Here is a 19,417-nt window from a genome sequence, read left to right on the forward strand (position 1 = left end):
TACAGCCTTTCCGGAATGGATTTCCTTACACATGTATTTCTTCCGTTGACGGTTGCCTATGTGCTGTACCCGGAATTGTTCGAACAACGATACCTGCTTGCGCTCGGTGGGTTCGGGGTGCTTTCGGATCTCGACAAGTTCCTCGGTATCCCTGGAGCCCTCCACTCGCTCGTCACGCTCGTTCCGCTCTGTATCGGTCTCATCGTTGCCGAAAGAGTTCTCCGTGGGAGAACCGCATACTCGCCGCTCGTCGCGGGATTCGTGCTCAGTCACCCGCTGATCGATATCATTGATGGTGGCCCTGTCCCCCTGTTCGCCCCGCTGATCGATGCGGGAATCGGCCTTCGGTATCCGATGCAAGTCTCGTTCGGCGAAGGCCCACTCGGTATCGTGTTCGAAGGGCCGCTACTGGCGCTCGCTACCGCCACTCCGAGAGCAGGATTCAACACCTACGGGTTCATTAACGCGTTCGGCGTCACATCGGTGTTGCTGTTCGCTGTCCTCTACGTTGGCCTCGAACGCCGTTCCCGGCACACGTCGGAAGCGGCGGAGGCGACGTCACCCCACCACCGAATCGAGCGGTGATCAGGCAGCGAGCTCTTCGTAAATATCGACGTACTGGTCGGTGATCGCTTCCCACCCGAACAGCTGTGCCCGTCGCTGGCTTCGCTGTCCCATCTGCCGACGGCGCTCGGGGTTGGCAAGGAGTTCCTCGATGGCATCTGCGAGTTGCTGTACGGATCCCGGTTCGACGAGGAGACCGGTCTCGCCGTCGTCGATCTGCTGTCGCACCCCGTTGATATTCGACGCAACCGGCGGTGTTCCTGTCGCCATGGCCTCTGAGACGACCATTCCGAACCCCTCCTCGAAGGACGGCAGGACGAAAATATCGGCGGTCTTGTACGCCGGAAGGAGATCGTGATCCCGGAGATAGCCGGTGAACACCACGTTCGTCTCGATCCCACGCTCGTCGATGACCGATCTGACCCGGCGAAAATATTCCTGATCGAGGTCTGTCTCACCAGCGAGGACGAAACGGACGTCATCGTAGCCTGCGTCGACGACATCGGCCGCGGCCTGCACCAGTTCCAGGACGCCTTTGCGGGGCATGATCGTTCCAGCGAAGAAAACGATCGGACGGCCGTCGAGATCGAACGACGCACGCACTCGTTCACAGTCGGCCGACTCGACCGACGCGAACTTCGCGATATCTACCCCATTCGGAACGTGGAGCACCTGCTGGGGCGAGATCCCGTTCTGTTCGAAAATGTGTTTGACACGCGGATTCAGCACCGTCGTACATGCTACTCTCCTCGCGAGATGAATGTCGGGGGAGAACCGCTGAAGCGCAGTTGGCACATCGGGGGCAACACCGTCCGTGCCGTCAGTCAGGGCATTCAATCGGAGTTCGCCAAGTTGAGCAGTAAATACCATCCGTGATCGCAGCCATGGCGCGATCGTGACGAGGACGTTGGCGGCGAACGGGAGATGAACGTGGATGGCGTCGAACTCCAGCGTGCGAAGCAGGTTCAGCGTCTTCAGCCCGAAGTTCGTTCGGTCGACGATCAGTTTCCCGAGCCCAGTCCGCTGCTCGACCATTTCGTATGGAACCTCTTCCCACGGCGTGTCGGAGCCAGTACGAAGACGCAGCCGCCGGAAATCAACGCCCTCGCGTTCGGCGGCCGGCGCAAGCCCATCCCACTGCCGTTCGAGTATCGTTACGTCGTGCCCACGGGCAGCCGTCCGCTTCGCGACGTTCCAGACGATCCTCGGCAGCGAACCCTGCCCCTCGTAGATCGCCTCGTGGCCGTCGTAGATGTGAACGATGCGCATTGTGCTGTAGACTTTTGTATACCTGCGCACAAGTAAGTGTAATGGAAACGATGGTCACACGACGAACGAGAAGAGTGGGAAGTGCTGGTAGCGAAAACCATCTTCGACGGTCCGAACCAGATCTGTTGGTGGACGGCTATGACTCATAGACAGTCCGATACATACACGACGAATCGGTCTATCCCGCCGAATCGGTGGTGGGCGACGCTTGACGGCGAAAGAAAACCCACGAACCAGCGATAACGCCCATGTCGACGTGTTCTGGTTCCACCGAGCGCTAGTTGTCTATGAACAGGCGCTCTGCCGCCGGTTTCTGGGTCCCACGCTCTTTGCGATGCTGGGCTCGGTCGCGTTTCTGGAATGGCGGGCACAGTGAATCCAGTTTGCCTGCGACTTCCATAGGCGTGGCCAGAGCGTCAGTACCGTCGATTCCGATGGTCGGTGGCACGGTGGTGATCGGCCAATTACCCAAATCTTTTTATTGGTTGGATGAGTAATCCATTCAATGAGTCTCGCTGCGATCGTCTCCGGTTCGTCGCCGTCCGGAATGTCGATAGTTTCTACCGCCGGGATCGGCATCGGTAGTCTCTTCGCGGCAGTGGCACTCGTCTTTCTCCTCGGCTACCTCGATCTCTACAACGCGACCAAGTCGACGGATGTCCGGCATCGACGGACCCTCATCGCAACCGTTCTCCCGCTGCTTGTGGTCTTTCTGGCCGTCGTTCTCGTGCAGTCAATGCGCGTGCTCGCCGAAGTGCAGGTGTAACGATCGATTTCCCGCAGAGGGTCACGGGTTCACGATTCGACGGCCACCGGAGGAACAGTGGTACGGAGTGGCGACGAACAGGACTGAATCCGGCGGGTAGCTATCGTGGCGTTCTCAGCGACCAACCTCGCTCTTCGCGAACGTCCGCACCGTTGGCTGGCGGTTTTGTCTGGCTTTCATCTCATTCGTCGGGATCGTCGGCACCTCGCGCGTGAGTGCGAAAACGGAGTTCCCGTTTTCGTCCACGGCCGCGAGACGGACTTCGTAGACGTCGACGCTCGCTGGCAGTTCGAGTGTGGTACTCCCCAGTGACGAGTCGCCATCGGCATCGAATCGTTGCTGCTCGACGCGCCGGGCCCCCTCGTCGGGTTCGGCGACCAGGGCTACCCGGACCGAAGTGAGATCACTATCGGGATCGGAGATACGCCAGTCGACGGTGACGAGAGTCGTTCCGTTCCTCGAACGATCGTCGACCGCGAACGTATCGATCGCTGGTCCTCGATCAGTTTGTCCGTCCGTTGTGATCCCCGTTGTGCTCGTTGTCGGCTCCGGCGTCGGCGATGGTGTTCGGGTCGGAGTCGGTGATGTCCGGGTCGGCGACGAAACGGTGGTCGATCGCGGTGGTTCCGCGGTCCCCGTTCGCGTCTCCTGTGGGGTCGTGGTCTGGGTTGCCGTCGCCGTCTCCGTTGCGGTCGGCGTCGTCGATGTTGTCACTGTCGTTGGCGTCGCTGTCGTGGTCCGTGTCGTCACGGACGATTCGACCGAGGTCGTCCGTTCGGGTGTCCGGAATTTCGTGGTTGGTGGTGTTGTAACGGTCGACGATCCCGTCTGCGTCGCGTTCGGTGCGGCTGTGCCGTTGGTATCGGCGATAGTACGTGTGTCGGTGGACTCGGTCTCAGTTCTGCTGCCGTCAGTTGGACTGAGCGTGCCAACGCGTCCGAGGGAGTCGTCACTTTCCTCAGGGGTATCGCCTGCCGTCCCCGTCGGAGCGGGCGTGCCATTGGTGAACGGTGCATCCGTCGAGTCGCCCGCCAGATCCACACCGAACAATCCCGTCACGAGCGGTTGTGTGACGTAGACGAGGGCGACGATGGCGATCAGGATGGCGGCAAAGACGAACGCGTTCGGTGCTCCGTCGTCCTCGCTGGTCGGTGTGTCGTCGACCATCGATCGATCACCGTCAGTTCGCAGCCGAGTTACTTATACGATCTGTCGGGATCGTTGTCATCAGTTGCTTCGGTTGTCGAGCCCCGTGTGCCTCTCAGACCGGGATGTACTGGTAGACGTATTCGACCAGCCATTGGTGGTACGGGACGACGGCGAACAGGAACAGATTCAGTGTACCGTGCATCAGGACGACGAGGACGAGGCTCCGGGTGTACTCGTAGACCAGTCCGAAGAACACCCCAATGCCCGTCGCAAACAGGATTTCCTGTGGAACTCCATAGCCGGAGTGCATGAATCCGAAGAGGACGCTAGCGACGACGATCCCGATCCCTCTCCCGAACCGGTATTCGAACGCGCGTTGGATGATGCCGCGATACAGGAGTTCCTCGACCACGGCGACGAAACCGAACATGACGATCCCGATCAGTAGTAGATTGCCAACACTCCACTCCGCAACGAGCGGAACGGGATCGAGAAGCGAGTACTCGACGACACCGAGGCCAGCGCTCAGTGGAAGGACGATGGGTGCCACGAGAAGGGCACGCAGTCCGCCGATCGAGAGATCGGTTTCCGGCCGGGACGTCGCAACGAGGTACCCCGCCGGAATGAACGGCCCATAGATGAGTGGGAGCCAGTAGAGGGTAGTTTCGAAGAACACCGGCATGCCGAGGTTGACGAGACGGAACACGGGGACGAGCGCGAGTGCCTGGAACAAGCCTGCATCCCGTCCGACGAGAAGCGGACCCAACACACAGAGGACGAGCGTGACGAGATACCCCCAGAGTGCGTACTCCAGCGCACCGTAGAAGACGGCCGTCTCGCTCCCGACGATGTTGAGAACGAGGAGCGTGACGAAAACACCCGTAAGATTTAATCCTCGCTTTTGCAAATACTCCGATGGGTTTTGGCGAACGGCGTCGAAGCTCATACGATCACGGACCATCCACACATACCACATGCTACCTTATCAGCGTACCGGCGACGAAACGAACGACCGAGGGCCCGACGGAGGAGCGGACAGTGAACGACGACCATAAGCGCCTGTTGACACAGGTACTGCTCGCCGTCCTCGTCGTTTCGGTGCTCGCCATCGTCTACTTCTCGTTCACGCCGGAGCAGCGGACCGATCCGTACACCGAGTTCTACGTGCTGGGACCGGAAGGCAACGCCAGCAACTACTCGGACAACCTCTCCGTGGGGGAGAACAGGGATCTCACCGTCGGCATTTCGAACCACGAGAACCGGGAAATGCAGTACACGCTGGTGTTGGAACTCGACAACGAGACGCTCAATACGCGGACCGTCTCGATAGCTGACCAGGAGACGTGGGAGCGAAATCGATCGTTCACACCCGAATCATCCGGTCGCAAGCAGCTGCAGCTTCTCCTCTACAGGGGTGAATCCGTCACTCCGGAGTTAGAACCCTATCGCACGTTGCGGTTGTGGATGACCGTCCAAGAGGCCAGTACCGCCAACAACCGACAGATTCCCGACAGCCGTACGTCCGGCCACCACAACGAATGACGATGGACCGTTCCGCTACCACGACACACACCGAGGGCGATCCGCCAGTCGTCAGCATCGTGGTGGTGAATTGGAACAACTACGACGACACGAGCGAGTGTTTGGACACCCTCACGGAGCTCTCGTATCCGAACTACCGCGTGGTCGTCGTGGACAACGGCTCGACGGACGGCTCGGGTGAGCGCCTCGCGGCGGGGTTCGATGGATGTGAGTTCGTGTTCACCGGTCACAATCGGGGCTTCGGCGGGGGCTGCAACGCGGGGATCGAGCGTGCGCTCGCGAACGGGACCGACTACGTACTGCTGCTCAACAACGACGCATCCGTGGCTGCCGATACCATCGACGAACTCGTGGCGGTCGCCGACGAGAGCGCCGCGGACATCGTCGGCGCGATGGTCCGCGATCAGTCCGATAAGCCGATCATCTCCCATCCGAACTGGTATCCGGACATGCTGTTTTACTCGGGCTATCGGGCCAACCTGCCGTTCGTTTCGGACTCCCGTGCGGCGTACGCCGACCGGCGCTGGTGGGCGACCGATCGCATCGAGGGGGCGGGCGTGCTTCTCTCGCGAGCGCTCCTTCGAGACCGCCGTGACTCGGTGGGACAGTTCCTCGACGAATCGCTGTTCATGTACTGCGAGGAGGTCGAACTCGCGCTGTGGTGTCGAGAGTACGACCGGACGAGCGTCGTCGCCGAACGCGCTCCCGTGGTCCACGACGGCGGCAACAGCTCGAACAGAGCCTTCCAGCTCTACTACCTGACGCGGAATCGGGTGCTCATCGCTCATCGGTATCTCTCCGGACCGGCGCGGGTGCTGTTTGATGTCCTGTACGTGTGTTCGAGGCTCGCCATTGCGGGACGTCACGTCAAGCGAGGGGCGCGGAGGGAAGCGAGAGCGATCCTTCGAGGACTCGCCGACGGGTATCGACACATCGAAGGACAGGTCGAACGCCCCAGTTGATGGGAAATGAGCTACGTCAGCAGTGTCTGACGAGAGCGACGAACAGTTATTATCCTTCCTCGACAAATAACAGACGATGCGAGCCATCGTGCATTTCTCTGTTGGCGTCTCCGGAATGTTGCTGATCCTCCTGGTCGTCGAGCGTTCGTTCCGTCAACAGTTCCTCTTGATATTCGCGAGCGGGCTATGGGCGGTCATCCCGGACCTGGGCTGGCTTTTGCTGCGGGTGGGAACGCCCGAGGCGTCCGTACTCTGGAAACAGGTGTTCAACTCGGTAGTTGGGTACCTGTTCTGGTTTCATCCCCTCTTGGACGCCATGGAACCTGAAAACAGAGTGTACGAAATGGGGGGAGCGTTCTCCCTCTTGGGGGTTGCCGTCGTCACGTTCTACCTGCTCAACGACTGGGACGCCGACCGAATCTGAGTCGGAGGTGTGTGGTCAGCGGTCCGAAGAAGCGATATACAGACGTCCAGTCGGTTCTCAGCTCGTCAGCTATACGATTGTTTCCCGTTTCTGACTGGTGACTACCTTTATGTATTGGCTCGTCGAAAATGCGTGACATGGCAGATAACGTCGTCCTCATAGTCCTCGACACGGTCCGAAAGGACTACTTCGAGGAGTTCGCCCCACGTCTCCAGTCGCTTGCCGACGTGTCGTTCGAACAGTGTCGGTCGGCGAGCTCGACCAGCGTGCCGAGCCACGCCAGCATCATCACTGGAGAACTCCCCCATCAGAACGGCATCCACAGCTTCAATCCCGACTACACGGGATTGACGCGATCGGATACATTCCTGGGCGATCTTCCCGATCACCGGCTGCTCGGCGTGAGCGCGAACACGTTTGCGGGCTCGCCGTTCGGGTTCGACCGACTGTTCGATGCGTTCACCGATGTCTCGTGGACCAGACGTCTCTCCGAGGGGATGGACGTCAAGGAGTACGCGATGATGACCGACAGCGACGGAGTGCAGTTCTACACCGACTTCCTCGCGACGGCGCTCCGCCGCGACCACACGCTCGCGACACTCATGAACGCCGGACTGGCACAGCTCGACATGCTCTTCTCGCACCTCCCGCTCGCCCGTCTTCTGGACGACGGTGCGGCGACCGCGCTCGAAACGGCACGTCGGACGGTGGACGAATCGACGGAGCCATTCTTCCTCTTTTGCAATCTCATGGAGGCACACACACCCCATCAAAACACTCGCGGATACGATCGATCGCTCCACGACGTGCCCAACGGCTGGAGTTCGACGAACGACCTCGATCAGTGGGACATCACGCTGCACGGCTCCACCGGCCACGAGACGGACATCGACCGGTTCCGAGGGCTGTACGGTGCGTCCATCGACTACCTCGATCGGCAGGTGGCGGCGTTCATTGAGGACGTCCGCGAGAACACTCGCGGTGAGACACGGTTTGTCGTCACCGCCGATCACGGGGAGAATCTCGGATTTGCGGCGGATGAGGGACTTTTCGGACACAAGAGTAGCCTGACCGAGTCGCTTCTCCACGTTCCGCTCTGCATCGTGAACCCGCCGGACGGGTACGACGAACATGAACGTCGCTACTTTTCACACCTCGAACTCGGGACGTTGATCGCGGGGCTGGCTCGTGGAGAGACGCCGGACGTGTTCGCGGACCGCATCCCAGCGGAGCTCGTCGGCACGACCAACGTTCCCGACATGCCCAACGAGGAACGCACGTTCTGGGAGCGCGCGATCAGGTGTGTCTACGACGGCGAGACGAAAGTGGTCTGGGACTCGCTCGGCGAGCGCGCGGCCTACTCGCTCGATCACTCGCGACCCTGCTGGCAGGAACGACGGGACGGCGACGTCACCATCCCCAAGTGGGAGGCACAGTTTTTCGACGAAGAGATCGGGACATACAAACGACGGGTCGATGCGACTGCTGACGTCTACGCCGAGGTCGACGAGTTCACTCTGGAACGGCTGGAGACGCTGGGCTATCGCTGAGACTCAGCGGATCCATTGTGGTAGTAGACGGTGCTCTCTCCCGTCGTGTACACTTTGCTCCGCTGTGGGAGCTCCAACTCATCAAGCGTCGTCGCTGGCGGTCCGTACTGGTTCGTCCAGACGCCGTCAAGGGCCCAGTTGTGACCGACCAAGAACACGTATCCCGGTTCGACACCCGGTGCGGCGAGTTCCGAGAGCCCGAGCGGTTTTCCGGCTATCGGTTCGATGTCGGTCCACGCTCTACTGGCCCCAGTGATGAGCTGGGGACGATACCAATCTGTCTGCCGGTTCGCGAACGTGTCGCCGTAGACTTCGATGCCCTCGTGATGGTCGATCATCCAGACGTGTGCCGCGATGTCCGTCTCTTTATATATCATCGTCTGGGCTCGTGGTGAGTCGGTCTCTGCAAGCCCGTTCTGGTTGGGGACGTTACTCGGGGCGAACCCGCCGAACAGAAGGGTGGCGGCGACGCCGCTGTTGAGGACGAACAGCACTAGCAACAGGATGCCAAAGACCTGTAGCGCCTCTCGATCCCTGTTCAGGATATGGGATTCGATCGCCCCGATGCCGACGACCGCGAAGATCACGGTCGTGACGTACGTTATCATCAGCGGCCGCCCGCCGCCCCAGTTGCGCACCATGATCGTCATCCCGAAGATTCCCATCATGGCAGCCGCGAGCGCGAAGTAGTGGTCGTCGAACTCGATGTCCTCGTTCGATAGCCGACGGTAGAGAACGATGAGCAAGCCGATCGCGATGAGCAGGCCGATCACGAGGTAGACGTACTTCGACAACTGGATCGAGAGCGTTCCGTAGTTCTTCTGAATCCGTGCCGCCGTTCGTCCGGAGAACGTCGACCCACCGAGCAACTGGATGTACGACTCCCGTGCGTGTTTCGGGAGGAGGTCGAACTTCCTGCCCCCATTCATGTACATGTACCACGTCAACGACGAAACCGAGTAGAAGACCACGAGACTCAGGGTGATCCGGGTTCTGGAGCGGGTTGCCACCAGTCGTGGTGTCACACTGTCGTCGATCACACCCCGAATATCCACTCCAGCGAGAGCGTCGAACCATCGGAGAGCAGCGAGCAGTACCAGCGTCACCCCGAAGGCCGCAACGACGTAGTAGGAGGTCCCATAGTGGGACACGACGATGCCGAGGACGAACGCCAGTCCCAGCGCGGAGGCGACGACGCGCGGGGAATCCCGGTCGCTGATCGCCAGGCCGAACAGCGCAAGGAAGAGTACGGGTGTTGCCGCCCGTCCCGCCGTCGGGTATTGCCGGAAGAACGGGTGTGCAAACACGAACACCGAGGCTGCGAGAAAGGCGCGATAGGAATCGGTGTACCGCCGGAACGTGAGAAAGAGCGCGAGCGGAATGAACGACACGAAGAAGGGGTTGATGACGTTGTACTGAGTGAGGATGTGAACCCCCGACAGTCGGGCGTAGATCGGATAGAGGACCCCGTTCGGGAGGAGTTCCGCCGACAGGAGATCCGATCGCACGACACCCGGAGTCCACTGCCTGGCTCGCCAGGTCCGTATCGCGTACGGCTGCCCGCTGTAGCCACTGAACTTCCAGATCGCCTTGTGATAGAGCACCGCAAGCGCCATCATCCACATTCCGAACGAGTGCCACCGTGTTGGAACCCGTTTCGTGACGATCAGCAAGGGAACCAACGCCACGGCGACGAGAACGACGACGAGCAGGAAGGCGTTCCCCGTTCGGTTGAGAAGTTCCACGCCCACGATGCTGAGCAATGGGAGGAGGAGAAGGGCGAGTGGCACCGGCGAAATACGGGAGACGACCAGGGAGGGAACCGACGCCATCCACTCGAACGCACCGTCATCGCCGTCGTGGGACAGAAACAGGCTCGCCGGGATCGTCACCGTCCCGTCACGTCGCATCCGGAGCACCAACGCCGCGAGAGTCACATCGAACACCGTCATTGCCGCCGCGAGAGGCACCACCGCCATCGGCGCGTCGTGGCCGACGAGGGGAAGCGTGACGTTCACGACGAACCCGATCGCCATCACCGACAGCAGGCTTATGCCGAAGGCGTATGTCACGTGTCTCGCACCGAGCGAACCGTCCGCGTAGACGAACAACACAGCCAGACCGCCAGGGACGAACGTGAGCGCGAGAACCACTACCGGCGCGCGTAGCTGATCCGGAATCGGCACACCGAACTCTTGGAGCCCGATCACGACCAGCGCGAGACCGTGGAGTCCGAGCAGCGCCGCAACAGCGGTCCGTTTGTCGATGTCGGTCGGGCCATCTGCCCACGCCCGAACTGGCCCGACGTCGCCGGCGAGCAGCGTCTTCACGCTCATCGATCCGGTTCACCTCCAGATCGCCGCGAGTACAACGTACCGACCGCATCCGCCCGTCGCGACCACTCGAACTCCATCGCCGCGTCCCGCGCGCGCTCGGCGAGGCGTGCCGAGAGTTCGTCGTCCTCGAGCGCGAGCCGAACACGCTTCGCGAAGCTGCCTTTCGAGTAGGCGGTCATCGCCGCGCGGCGCTCGACGAGGTGCTCGACGATCGAGGGGCCGGGCGTGACGACCATCGGCTTCCCCAACGCCGCGTAGTAGAATAGCTTTACCGGCGACGACGACCGTTGAATGGCCGAGACGACCTGTGGGTTGATCAGGACCTGTGACCGCGCCAGCAGGGCGAACGCTTCGTGGTCCGGGAGGCGGCCGGTGAGTCGGAGACCGTCGACTCCCTCACCGAGCCGCTGTAAACGCCGGTGCTGGGCTCCATCACCGATGACCACGAGCTCCGATACCGCTGGCAGACGAGCGACGGCGACGAGTGTCTCGATATCGACCTTCGGGTGAAGCGTCCCGAGGAAGGCGACGCGTCCGGGGACCGTCGATTCCGTGGCCTCGGGAATCGTCGTCGGGAAGTAGCCGTTCGGAACGACCGTCAGCCGCTCGTCCGGAACTCCCCACGCACGCATCGCGTCCCGCATCACGTCGGAAACGACGATGACGTGGGCCGCGCGCTCGACGGCTCTGCGTTCCAGTCGCCGGACGCCGCGCTTGAACGCGGGGGCAAGGCGTGTGTCGACGTGGTCGAATCGGGAGTACGCGAGGTCGTGCATGTCGAGGACATAGTCCTGACACCCACGGAACGTCCCGACGCCAGCGAGCGTCGAGTGTTCGATCTGGAGGATCGCGTCGCGGTCTCGGGCGACCCGCCGCGCCGCCGCGGCGACTCTCGCGGCCCTGATGAGTGGGTTCGAGAGCCGAACAGCGACGGGTTCGACGTTCACTGCCGCCAATCGTTCCGGGAGGGCCCCCGATGGCTCGGGAACGACGAGGGTCACATCGTGGCCTCGTTCGGCGAGGCCCTGAGCGAGCGCCGAGACGCGCTCGGTGCCGCCGCTCGGTTCGCCCATATCCCCGCCGTGCGCGATACACAGCGCTCGTTGTCCGGAATCCGGGCTCCAGTCGTCACCGGGCGACGGTGACAGCGACTGCTCCGATCGATCACTCATTGCCGACCACGCCCCGATTCGGACGGCACTCGACCGCCTCCCGTCGTTCCACCGCAGTCGTTCGCGCCGCGTCGGCGATGGTGACCCGTTCGTGTCGATCGTCGTGCTGTCGCTCGGCCAGCGGTCGCAACGACGAGGCCACCGCCGGGAACTGGGCGGCGACGCTCGTCCGTTCGTACGGGTCCGACGCGAGATGGTACAGTTCTTCGCCGTCCGTATTCAGTATGTACCGCCAGTGTCGCCCACTGACCGCCGTTTTCTCGCCGTTCTCGGTCGTGGACGTGACGAAATCGGTACCGAACGCAACCGGATCGAACGACCGGCGCTCCGCGAGCGCAGTAATCACGTTCGGAAGCCGCCGGAGCGAGGTCGGCGATCGAATGCGTGCTCGCTGCCCGGCGTTCGCAACGAGGAACGGCACGTGCAGGTTCTCCCCGTAGAGCTGGCGTTCGTGGCCGTACGTGCCGTGCTCGCCGAACGCTTCGCCATGATCGCCATGCACCACGAGTATCGGATCGTCGTCCGCGCAGTCGTGCCACAGCCGGTCGATGAACGCGTCCGTCGACCGGACGCTGTCGCGATAGGCCTGCCGGAGCCGGGTCTCGACGCGTCCCGGGATGGAGCCCTCGCGGGAGAGCTCGGTGAACGATGCGTAGTACATCCCGAGCGCCGAGCTCTCGCGGCGGAAGCGACGCGGTGTGATGTACGGCTGGTGGGTGTCGAGGAGAAACACCCACAGAAAGACGGGGCGTGAGGCTGCCGCCAGCCCGGTCGTGATGGTGTCGTAGAAATCCGTCCACCTGATGAACCACTCGCGCTTGTTGTGCCAGAAGAGGCGGTCGCCGAGCCGCGTACCGTGCAGTCCCCGATCGATTCGCTTGAACAGCGGCGGCCCGTACGATTCGAGCGTCTCGCCGTTCACCGCGACGAACCGATCGAACCCCGCGTCGAACGCGGTGCCCTGCGTCCAGGGGTTCGCCGTGACGCCGATCGTCGCGTACCCTCGGTCGCGAAGTCGCTCCGCAACCGACCGGTGGCGCTGCATGTGACGACGGATGCGGGCACGCTGGCGCTGCCAGTAATCCTCGCCATCGTCTTCCGCGGGTCGCATCGGTTCGCCGGTGAACGACGCGGGCATCGAAGACGGCGTTCGCGGTCCCGGTGCGATGGCGTTCTCGAAGACGACTCCCTCCTCGGCCAGCGTATCGAGCGTCGGCGTCAGGGTCGCGGGGTCGCCGTCGAGGAACCCGCAGTGGTCCGCCCGAAGGCTGTCGACGGTCACCAGCACGATGTTTCGCGTCATCGCTCCCGGACGACCTCCCGTGCCGCCTCGCCGATGGTTCGTTGCTCGGCCATCGACGCGTCGAACTGCGCCAGCACGCCCCGGCAGAGCGCGCCGAGCTGGTCGTTCGAGACTTGAGACTGCTCGTCACGGCCGATATCGTACAGCTCTTCGCCGTCGCCGTTCCGGAGGTATTTCACCCGTCCACTGTCGATGGCAGCGGTCTCGTCGGTCCTCGCTGCGACGAACGGATTCTCGATGTCGGGCACCGCTCCCGTCTCGGCGATACCGGTCAGGAGGCGTGGAATCGCTCGCAGGGATATCGGCCGGTCGATTCGGCGGGACGGGACGCCGGAAACGACGAGTGGCACATGAATGTTCTCTCGATACAACTGGTGTTGGTGCGTGTACGTCCCGTGCTCGCCGAACGCCTCGCCGTGGTCGCCGTGGACGACAATTACTGTGTCCTCCACGTCCGACCGCAGCCGCTCGAAGAACGCATCCGTGTACCGGATCGAGTCGTCGTACGCCGTCACCAGCTGTTCGTGGACCCGCGGACTGTAGGGCGTGTGCTGGTCTTCGAGGTAGAGCCGAAGGTTGGCCTCGTATTCTCGCCACCGCGACTGGCTTCGATAGGTGTCGCCGGTCAGGTACGGGAAGTGGACGTCCAGCAGGAACACCCAGAGGAAGTACGGCTTTTCGGCCCGTTGCGCCCACGAAACGATGTCGTCGTACATCGCGCTCCACGGCTTGAACACGTTTTCGCGCTGCATCCAGCTCAACACGAGCCGCGTCGCCGCGAGTGCCTTCGATCCACCCTCTTCGAGCATCCGGCTCCAGATCGAACTCGACAGGTCATCACCCATGAAATCCTCGAATCGGTCGAATCCCCGATCGAAGCCGAAGTACCGCGAGGTCCACGGGTTGGGTGTGAACGCGCCTGTCGCGTAGCCGCGCCGGGACAGTTTCTCCGCGAGCGTGTCGTGAGCCAGGACGTGGTCCCTGATCTCTGTGCGGGTTGAGGCGAGTTCGTCGCCGCTCCCGGCCCCGGTCGGGTACGTGCCCGTCATCGTTGCGGGGAGTGATTCGGGCGTTGTCGGTCCCGGTGCGATGGCGTTCGTGAAGACCGCACCCTCCTCGGCCATCACATCGAGGGCGGGGGTGGTCTCGTGCTCGTAGCCCATGAACGAACAGTGATCCGCACGGAAACTGTCGACGGTCACCAGCACGATGTTCGGTTGTTCACTCATAGTTCGGCCACCTCGATCTCCCGCGCCGTTCCGGCGATCCGCTCGCGTTCGGAGTTCGTCAGCCGGCGAGTTGATTCGAGGCTGTCCCACACGTCCGAGAGGTCGACTCCCGACTGTAGGTTCAACTCCTCCGGATCGGCGACCAGATCGGAAAACGCCACCCCTGCTCCGTCGTGGAGTAGTTTCCAGTCCTGTCCTCTCACCGCCGCCTTCTGCGCCGTTGACGTGCGTACCCGCGGCCGGGTGAACCGGGAGCGGTCGAGAGTTCTGGACGAACTCGCGAGTTCTTCGAGCAGGAACGGGAGTACCCGCAACGACACCGGCTCCTCGATTCGCTCACGCACGCCGGCGTTCCAGACGACCAGTGGGACGTGGACGTTCTCTTCGTATAGGTGACTGCCGTGTCCAAACGATCCGTGTTCGCCGAACGCCTCGCCGTGATCCGCGTGGAACACGTAGATCGGGTTCGCCTCGGATAGGTCGTCGGTGAGCCGCCGCACGAACTCGTCGACGTGTCGGATCGTTCCGTCGTAGAGCGAACGCACCGTCTGAACGCTCTCACCGGTGGGCGTACGATCCGAGAAGTTACTGCTGGTCCAGTTGGCGCGGTACATACTGGTCGCTGAGATGCCGTTTCGGTGTCGATCCGGCGGACGGTACGGCCAATGTGGTTCGAGCAGGAAGACCCAGAGGAAGAAGGGGTCGTTTGTGGCAGCGACGCTCTCGATTAGCTCTTCGTAGTAGTCCTCCCATGTCATCGAGACATCGCCCCGACCGACCAAGTTGAGGCCGAACCGGAGTCCGGCGACGAACCGGCCCCGCAGCCACCGCGAGACGATTGCGGACCGGAGTCGTGCGCTCGTGTCTAGGAAGTCCTCGAACCGATCGAATCCCCGGTCGAACCCGAAGTACCGCGACGTGAACGGGTTCGGCGTGAAGCCGATCGTCGAGTAGCCGGTCGCCGAGAGCCGTTCGGGGACCGTCCGCCCGCGCGAGAGGTGGTCACGGATGTGGTCACGGCTGGCGACGCCGTGGTGAACGTCGGCGATGCCTTCACCCGTAAACACCGCGGGCATTGACTCGGGCGTCGATGGTCCAGGAGCGATGGCGTTTTCGAAGACGACACCTTCCGTAGCCATCGCGTCGAGGATTGGTGTGGTCTCGCGCTCGTAGCCCATGAACGAACAGTGATCCGCACGGAGGCTGTCGACAGTCACGAGGACGATGTTCCGACTCATTGGGCGACTGCCTCGTAGTAGCGCTCCAGCTCCCGGACGATCGTGGTCCAGTCGTGGTTCGTCTCGATCAGCCGTCGAGCGTTTCGTGCGTAGCGTCGCTGTCGCTCCGGGTCCGAGAGCAGTTCGAGCGTTGCGGTTGCGAAGGACGACGCGTCCTCGGCGACGGAGACGTGCCGTCCGTCTTCCACGTCGATACCCTGGATGCCGACTGGCGTGGTCACCATCGGCTTGCCCATCGCCATCGCGTGCAGCGCCTTCATCCGGACGCCGGTTCCGACGCGGATGGGAATCACGACCACCGACGCACGGTCGATGTAGGTATGGATGTCCTCGACGAATCCGGTGACGGTGACGCCCTCGACCGCGTCGAGTGCCGCGACTGCGTCCGTGGGATCCTTACCGACGATCTCCACCACTGCATCGGGCAGCTCCGCCCGGATGCGTGGGAGCACCTCCTCGACGAACCAGACGGCAGCGTCCTCGTTCGGGTGGTAGTCCATACTCCCGAAGAAAGTGATTCGATCGGGGTCGGAATCGACCGTCGCCGGCTCGAACTGCGAGAGATCGACGCCCGCCGGAAGGACCTCGATCCGCCCACCGGCACCGTACTGCCGGAGTCGGTCGCGGTCCTCGGCCGTGATCGTCAGCGTGAGGCCACTCTCCTGTGGAATAGCTCCCTCGAACTGCCTCGTCTTTCGATACTGGAGAAACGCGTACGCTGCCTTGGCTGGATTGTTCGTATACCGTGCGTACTGCCGATAGATCGTGGACTTCACGTTGTTGAATCGAATGACGGTGGGCGTGTCGTCGCCGAGAGACGAGGCCAGATGCGAGGTCTGGAGTGCGTGCAGATGCACGATGTCCGCCCGGTCGAGGGTCGCCTCGACGGCTGCGGTGTACTCGGTCGTGCGTGCTTTCATCACCGGTAACGGCTCCCTCGTGAAGACGTTTGCAGCGAGGTTTCGCGGCGTCCGGTTCGGCAGCCCGGCAACGGGCTGGACGGTACAGCCGACCGCCGACTCCATCGCTCGCGCCTGGTCGGTATCGTCACAGTACGAGATCAACTGGAGGTCGTGCCCCCGATCGACGAGTCCCTCGATGATTCCGAAGGTCTCTGCCCGTCCTCCCGAGTTCGGCGGGTAGGGTATCCTGTGTGTGCAGAAGCAGACGTTCATCCTTCGACGAGCCTCCGTGCGGCCATCGTTATTGCCTCTCGCTCCCGTTCGGACGCGGACACGACGCCGAGCCGGCGACGACACAGCCGCTCCAGCTCCGGGTTCGACACTGGCGTCTCCTCTCCGGCAGCGAGAGCATACATCTCCATATCCGTTCGAGAGTTGATAACCGTTACCCGCCGTCCACGCAGCGCGGTCTGCTCTCCCGCACGAGTTCTGGCGACGGCGAACGGATCGGTAGTCGAGAAAGACATCGGGTCGTTACCGTTGCTCGCGTCCGTCAGCATCGTCGGGAGCGCGGCGAGCGAAACCGGCTCGGTCACCGTTCGGTCGGGAACGCCGTCGAGGACGAGCGGGACGTGGACGTTCTCCTCGTACAGGTATGGTTCGTGGCCGTAGATCCCGTGCTCGCCGAACGCTTCACCATGATCGCCATGCACCGCGATCACGGCGTCAGTGTCAGCCCGAAGTCGGTCGAGAAACGCATCGGTGTAGCGAATCGAGTCGTCGTACGCCGTGAGCAACTGCTGACGCAGGGCGGGATCGAAGGCGGATTCCTTGTCCGCTCGCCAGAACCGGTAGTTCGCGTACACCATCCGCCACCATCTCAACCGTCGGTACGCCTCGCTCGCCAGATACGGAACGTGGGGGTCCATGAGGTGAACCCAGACGAAGTACGGCTCCTCAACCGACTCGGTCCACTCGGTGACTTCGTCGTAGTAGTCCTCCCACGGTTTGAACACCTCCTCGCGCTGCCACATGTTCAGGACCATGCGCACGGCGAACGTGAGATCGCTCTCCCGGGCTAGCTGTGAGACGAGACGACGGAATCCCCGGCGGACGAACGTGTCGAGGTAGTCCTCGAACCGGTCGAACCCCCGATCGAACCCGAAGTACCGCGACGTGAACGGGTTCGGCGTGAACGCGGCGGTAGCGTATCCCCGCCGCCGGAACGTCTCGGCCAGCGTGTTCCGTGTCTCCATGTGTCGGCGGATGTTCGCACGAAGTTCGTCGACATCGCCCGTATCCCCACCGCCGACCGGGTCGTGGCCGGTCATGACTGTCGGCATTGATTCAGGTGTCGACGGCCCGGGGGCGATAGCGTTCTCGAAGACGAGACCGTCGTCGGCCATCGCGTCGAGGGTGGGGGTGGTCTCGCGCTCGTAGCCCATAAACGAACAATGGTCCGCCCGGAGGCTGTCGACGGTCACCAGCACGACGTTTCGGCGGTCAGTCATAGCGTCCCCTCGACGAGCGCTGTCGTGTCGTCGATCGAGCGCTTCTCGCGTTCGGTCGCGGTATGGTTGGCGAGGATCGCCTCGAACACGCTGGCCAACTCTCCGTGGTCGTCGACGACGTTCACCTGCTCATCCGGGTCGAGTCTGAGATCGTAGAGCTCCCGTCGGTTCGGATCGCGGATGAACTTGTGGTCGCGCGTCCTGATGGCGGTCCGGCGGTCGTCGCCGACCAGCACTTTCGAGATCGTCCACGGCCGTTCGGCTGCCGCGTGGAGCGACGGCGCGGGGAATCGATGAGTTGCCTCGGCCAACTCCGCGATCGTCGTCGGAATCGACCGGAGAGGAACCGGCGCGTCGACCGTTTCCTGTCTCCCAGCATTCGCTATCACCAGAGGCACGTGCACCAGACTCTCGTAGAGGTGTGGTTGGTGGCCGTACCGTCCGTGTTCGCCGAACTCCTCGCCGTGGTCCGCATGAACGACGAAAACGGGGTCATCGTCCCGAAGATCCGCTTGCAAGCGGTGGAGAAAGCGGTCGGCGTGCCGGATCGAGTCGTCGTAGAGATCGAGAAATCGCTGGCGTTCGTCCGGGCCGAAATCAGGCTCCCAGCCTGCGTTGAGCATTCGCCAGTACTGGCCGAACGAGCGGACGAGATCGCCCCGCGAACTCCACTGCCGGCTCGCTGCCGGCGGGAGCCATGGGTGATGCGGATCGAGCAACAGCACCCAGAGGAAGTACGGCTCCGGTGCCCGCTCACACCAGTCGTGGATCAGATCGTAGTAGTCGTCCCAGGGGCGGAGTGTCTCCTCACGACGGACGAGGTTGCGAGCCAGTCGGAGAGACGTCGCGGCTCCGCCACCCTCGATGGAACGCCGGAAGATCCGGTTCCACGCCCGCTCGGCCGTCCCACGGTCCTCGTGGAGGAAGTCCTCGAACCAGTCGAACCCCCCGTCGAACCCGAAGTAACTCGACGCCGGCGGGTTCGGTGACACCGCTCCGGTGGCGTATCCCGCCGCCGAGAGCGCCTCGGCCAGCGTCTTTCGGGAGGTCACCTGTTCGCGCTGCTCCTCGTTCAGCCCGATCTCCGGGCTAGCGAGCGAAAACGTCCCGGTCATGACGCTCGTCATCGAGGCGATCGTTGGGACCCCGGAGGCGATGGCGTTCTCGAAGACGACGCCCTCCGCGGCCATCGCGTCGAGGGTTGGTGTGGTCTCGCGCTCGTAGCCCATGAACGAACAGTGGTCCGCACGGAGGCTGTCCATCGTGACGAGAACGACGTTTCGTTTCTCTGCATCCATCGAGATCACTCCCGCTCGTCGGCTTTTCGACTGTGCGTCCCCGTGACATCGGCTGTGATACTACTTGCAGACCGCCATCTATCCCAGAGAAGCGAAGATAGCCAGTAGAGCATCGACCCAGCCCGGGTTCGAACGGCGACAGTAGTAACCATTACACTCACCACATCGTATGAATACGGATTGAAATAAATATACTGTCTAG

General features: G+C 62.5%; 17 protein-coding genes. 6 read left to right on the plus strand and 11 right to left on the minus strand.

Features of this window, described 5'->3' with window-relative positions; genetic code table 11:
• Nucleotides 1-15 precede the first annotated feature (15 nt).
• The gene (locus tag C449_RS08930; protein ID WP_152415690.1) at nt 16-585 is read left to right on the plus strand and encodes a metal-dependent hydrolase; all 570 of its coding nucleotides are present in this window, start codon (nt 16-18) and stop codon (nt 583-585) included.
• Here C449_RS08930 and C449_RS08935 read toward each other — a convergent pair whose 3' ends face one another.
• Nucleotides 586-1,833, minus strand: coding sequence for a glycosyltransferase family 4 protein (locus tag C449_RS08935; protein ID WP_006077670.1), 1,248 nt, complete (start codon nt 1,831-1,833; stop codon nt 586-588).
• A gap of 505 nt (nt 1,834-2,338) precedes the next feature.
• On the opposite strand from C449_RS08935, the gene C449_RS08940 reads away from it, so the two are divergent.
• Entirely contained in the window at nt 2,339-2,599 is a 261-nt protein-coding gene (locus C449_RS08940; RefSeq protein ID WP_006077671.1) for a hypothetical protein, read from the plus strand.
• 114 nt (nt 2,600-2,713) lie between these two features.
• On the opposite strand, the gene C449_RS08945 is transcribed toward C449_RS08940, so the two are convergent.
• Both C449_RS08945 and C449_RS08950 read right to left on the minus strand, forming a co-directional pair.
• Nucleotides 2,714-3,766, minus strand: coding sequence for a hypothetical protein (locus tag C449_RS08945; RefSeq protein WP_006077672.1), 1,053 nt, complete (start codon nt 3,764-3,766; stop codon nt 2,714-2,716).
• Between the two features lie 94 nt (nt 3,767-3,860).
• A complete protein-coding gene (locus C449_RS08950; protein WP_161606452.1) occupies nt 3,861-4,694 on the minus strand; it encodes a CPBP family intramembrane glutamic endopeptidase in 834 nt (277 codons plus the stop codon).
• A gap of 92 nt (nt 4,695-4,786) precedes the next feature.
• Between C449_RS08950 and C449_RS08955 the strand changes: the two genes are divergently transcribed.
• The 4 genes from C449_RS08955 to C449_RS08970 all read left to right on the plus strand — a co-directional run bounded on the left by C449_RS08955 (nt 4,787) and on the right by C449_RS08970 (nt 8,226).
• A complete protein-coding gene (locus tag C449_RS08955; RefSeq protein ID WP_006077674.1) occupies nt 4,787-5,290 on the plus strand; it encodes a DUF1616 domain-containing protein in 504 nt (167 codons plus the stop codon).
• 2 nt (nt 5,291-5,292) lie between these two features.
• On the plus strand, nt 5,293-6,252 hold the full coding sequence (locus C449_RS08960; RefSeq protein ID WP_049913995.1) for a glycosyltransferase family 2 protein: 960 nt from the start codon (nt 5,293-5,295) through the stop codon (nt 6,250-6,252).
• A gap of 76 nt (nt 6,253-6,328) precedes the next feature.
• Nucleotides 6,329-6,676: a hypothetical protein gene (locus C449_RS08965; RefSeq protein WP_006077676.1), complete on the plus strand. Its 348-nt coding sequence runs from the start codon at nt 6,329-6,331 to the stop codon at nt 6,674-6,676.
• A gap of 137 nt (nt 6,677-6,813) precedes the next feature.
• Nucleotides 6,814-8,226 carry a sulfatase-like hydrolase/transferase gene (locus C449_RS08970; RefSeq protein ID WP_006077677.1) on the plus strand — a complete coding sequence of 471 codons (1,413 nt, stop codon included), beginning with the start codon at nt 6,814-6,816 and terminating at the stop codon, nt 8,224-8,226.
• Here the strand turns inward: C449_RS08970 and C449_RS08975 are convergent.
• From C449_RS08975 to C449_RS09010, 8 genes are read right to left on the minus strand one after another with little or no spacing between them, the layout of a single operon-like run.
• A complete protein-coding gene (locus tag C449_RS08975; RefSeq protein ID WP_006077678.1) occupies nt 8,217-10,562 on the minus strand; it encodes a DUF2206 domain-containing protein in 2,346 nt (781 codons plus the stop codon). The genes C449_RS08970 and C449_RS08975 overlap by 10 nt on opposite strands.
• Complete coding sequence (locus C449_RS08980; RefSeq protein ID WP_006077679.1) at nt 10,559-11,734, minus strand: glycosyltransferase; 1,176 nt, start codon at nt 11,732-11,734, stop codon at nt 10,559-10,561. Before C449_RS08980 ends, C449_RS08975 begins: the two co-directional genes overlap by 4 nt.
• Nucleotides 11,727-13,037 (minus strand): sulfatase-like hydrolase/transferase, encoded by a 1,311-nt coding sequence (locus C449_RS08985; protein WP_006077680.1) that lies wholly within the window; start codon nt 13,035-13,037, stop codon nt 11,727-11,729. Before C449_RS08985 ends, C449_RS08980 begins: the two co-directional genes overlap by 8 nt.
• Nucleotides 13,034-14,266 (minus strand): sulfatase, encoded by a 1,233-nt coding sequence (locus C449_RS08990; protein WP_006077681.1) that lies wholly within the window; start codon nt 14,264-14,266, stop codon nt 13,034-13,036. The genes C449_RS08985 and C449_RS08990 overlap by 4 nt, the downstream gene beginning before the upstream one ends.
• Nucleotides 14,263-15,504 (minus strand): sulfatase, encoded by a 1,242-nt coding sequence (locus tag C449_RS08995; RefSeq protein ID WP_006077682.1) that lies wholly within the window; start codon nt 15,502-15,504, stop codon nt 14,263-14,265. The genes C449_RS08990 and C449_RS08995 overlap by 4 nt, the downstream gene beginning before the upstream one ends.
• Nucleotides 15,501-16,679, minus strand: coding sequence for a glycosyltransferase (locus C449_RS09000; protein ID WP_006077683.1), 1,179 nt, complete (start codon nt 16,677-16,679; stop codon nt 15,501-15,503). The genes C449_RS08995 and C449_RS09000 overlap by 4 nt, the downstream gene beginning before the upstream one ends.
• Nucleotides 16,676-17,917, minus strand: coding sequence for a sulfatase (locus C449_RS09005; protein WP_006077684.1), 1,242 nt, complete (start codon nt 17,915-17,917; stop codon nt 16,676-16,678). Before C449_RS09005 ends, C449_RS09000 begins: the two co-directional genes overlap by 4 nt.
• The gene (locus C449_RS09010; RefSeq protein ID WP_049913997.1) at nt 17,914-19,215 is read right to left on the minus strand and encodes a sulfatase; all 1,302 of its coding nucleotides are present in this window, start codon (nt 19,213-19,215) and stop codon (nt 17,914-17,916) included. Before C449_RS09010 ends, C449_RS09005 begins: the two co-directional genes overlap by 4 nt.
• Nucleotides 19,216-19,417 lie beyond the last annotated feature (202 nt).

The sequence above is a fragment of the Halococcus saccharolyticus DSM 5350 genome (assembly GCF_000336915.1).
In the GTDB taxonomy this organism is placed as follows: Archaea; Halobacteriota; Halobacteria; order Halobacteriales; family Halococcaceae; genus Halococcus; species Halococcus saccharolyticus.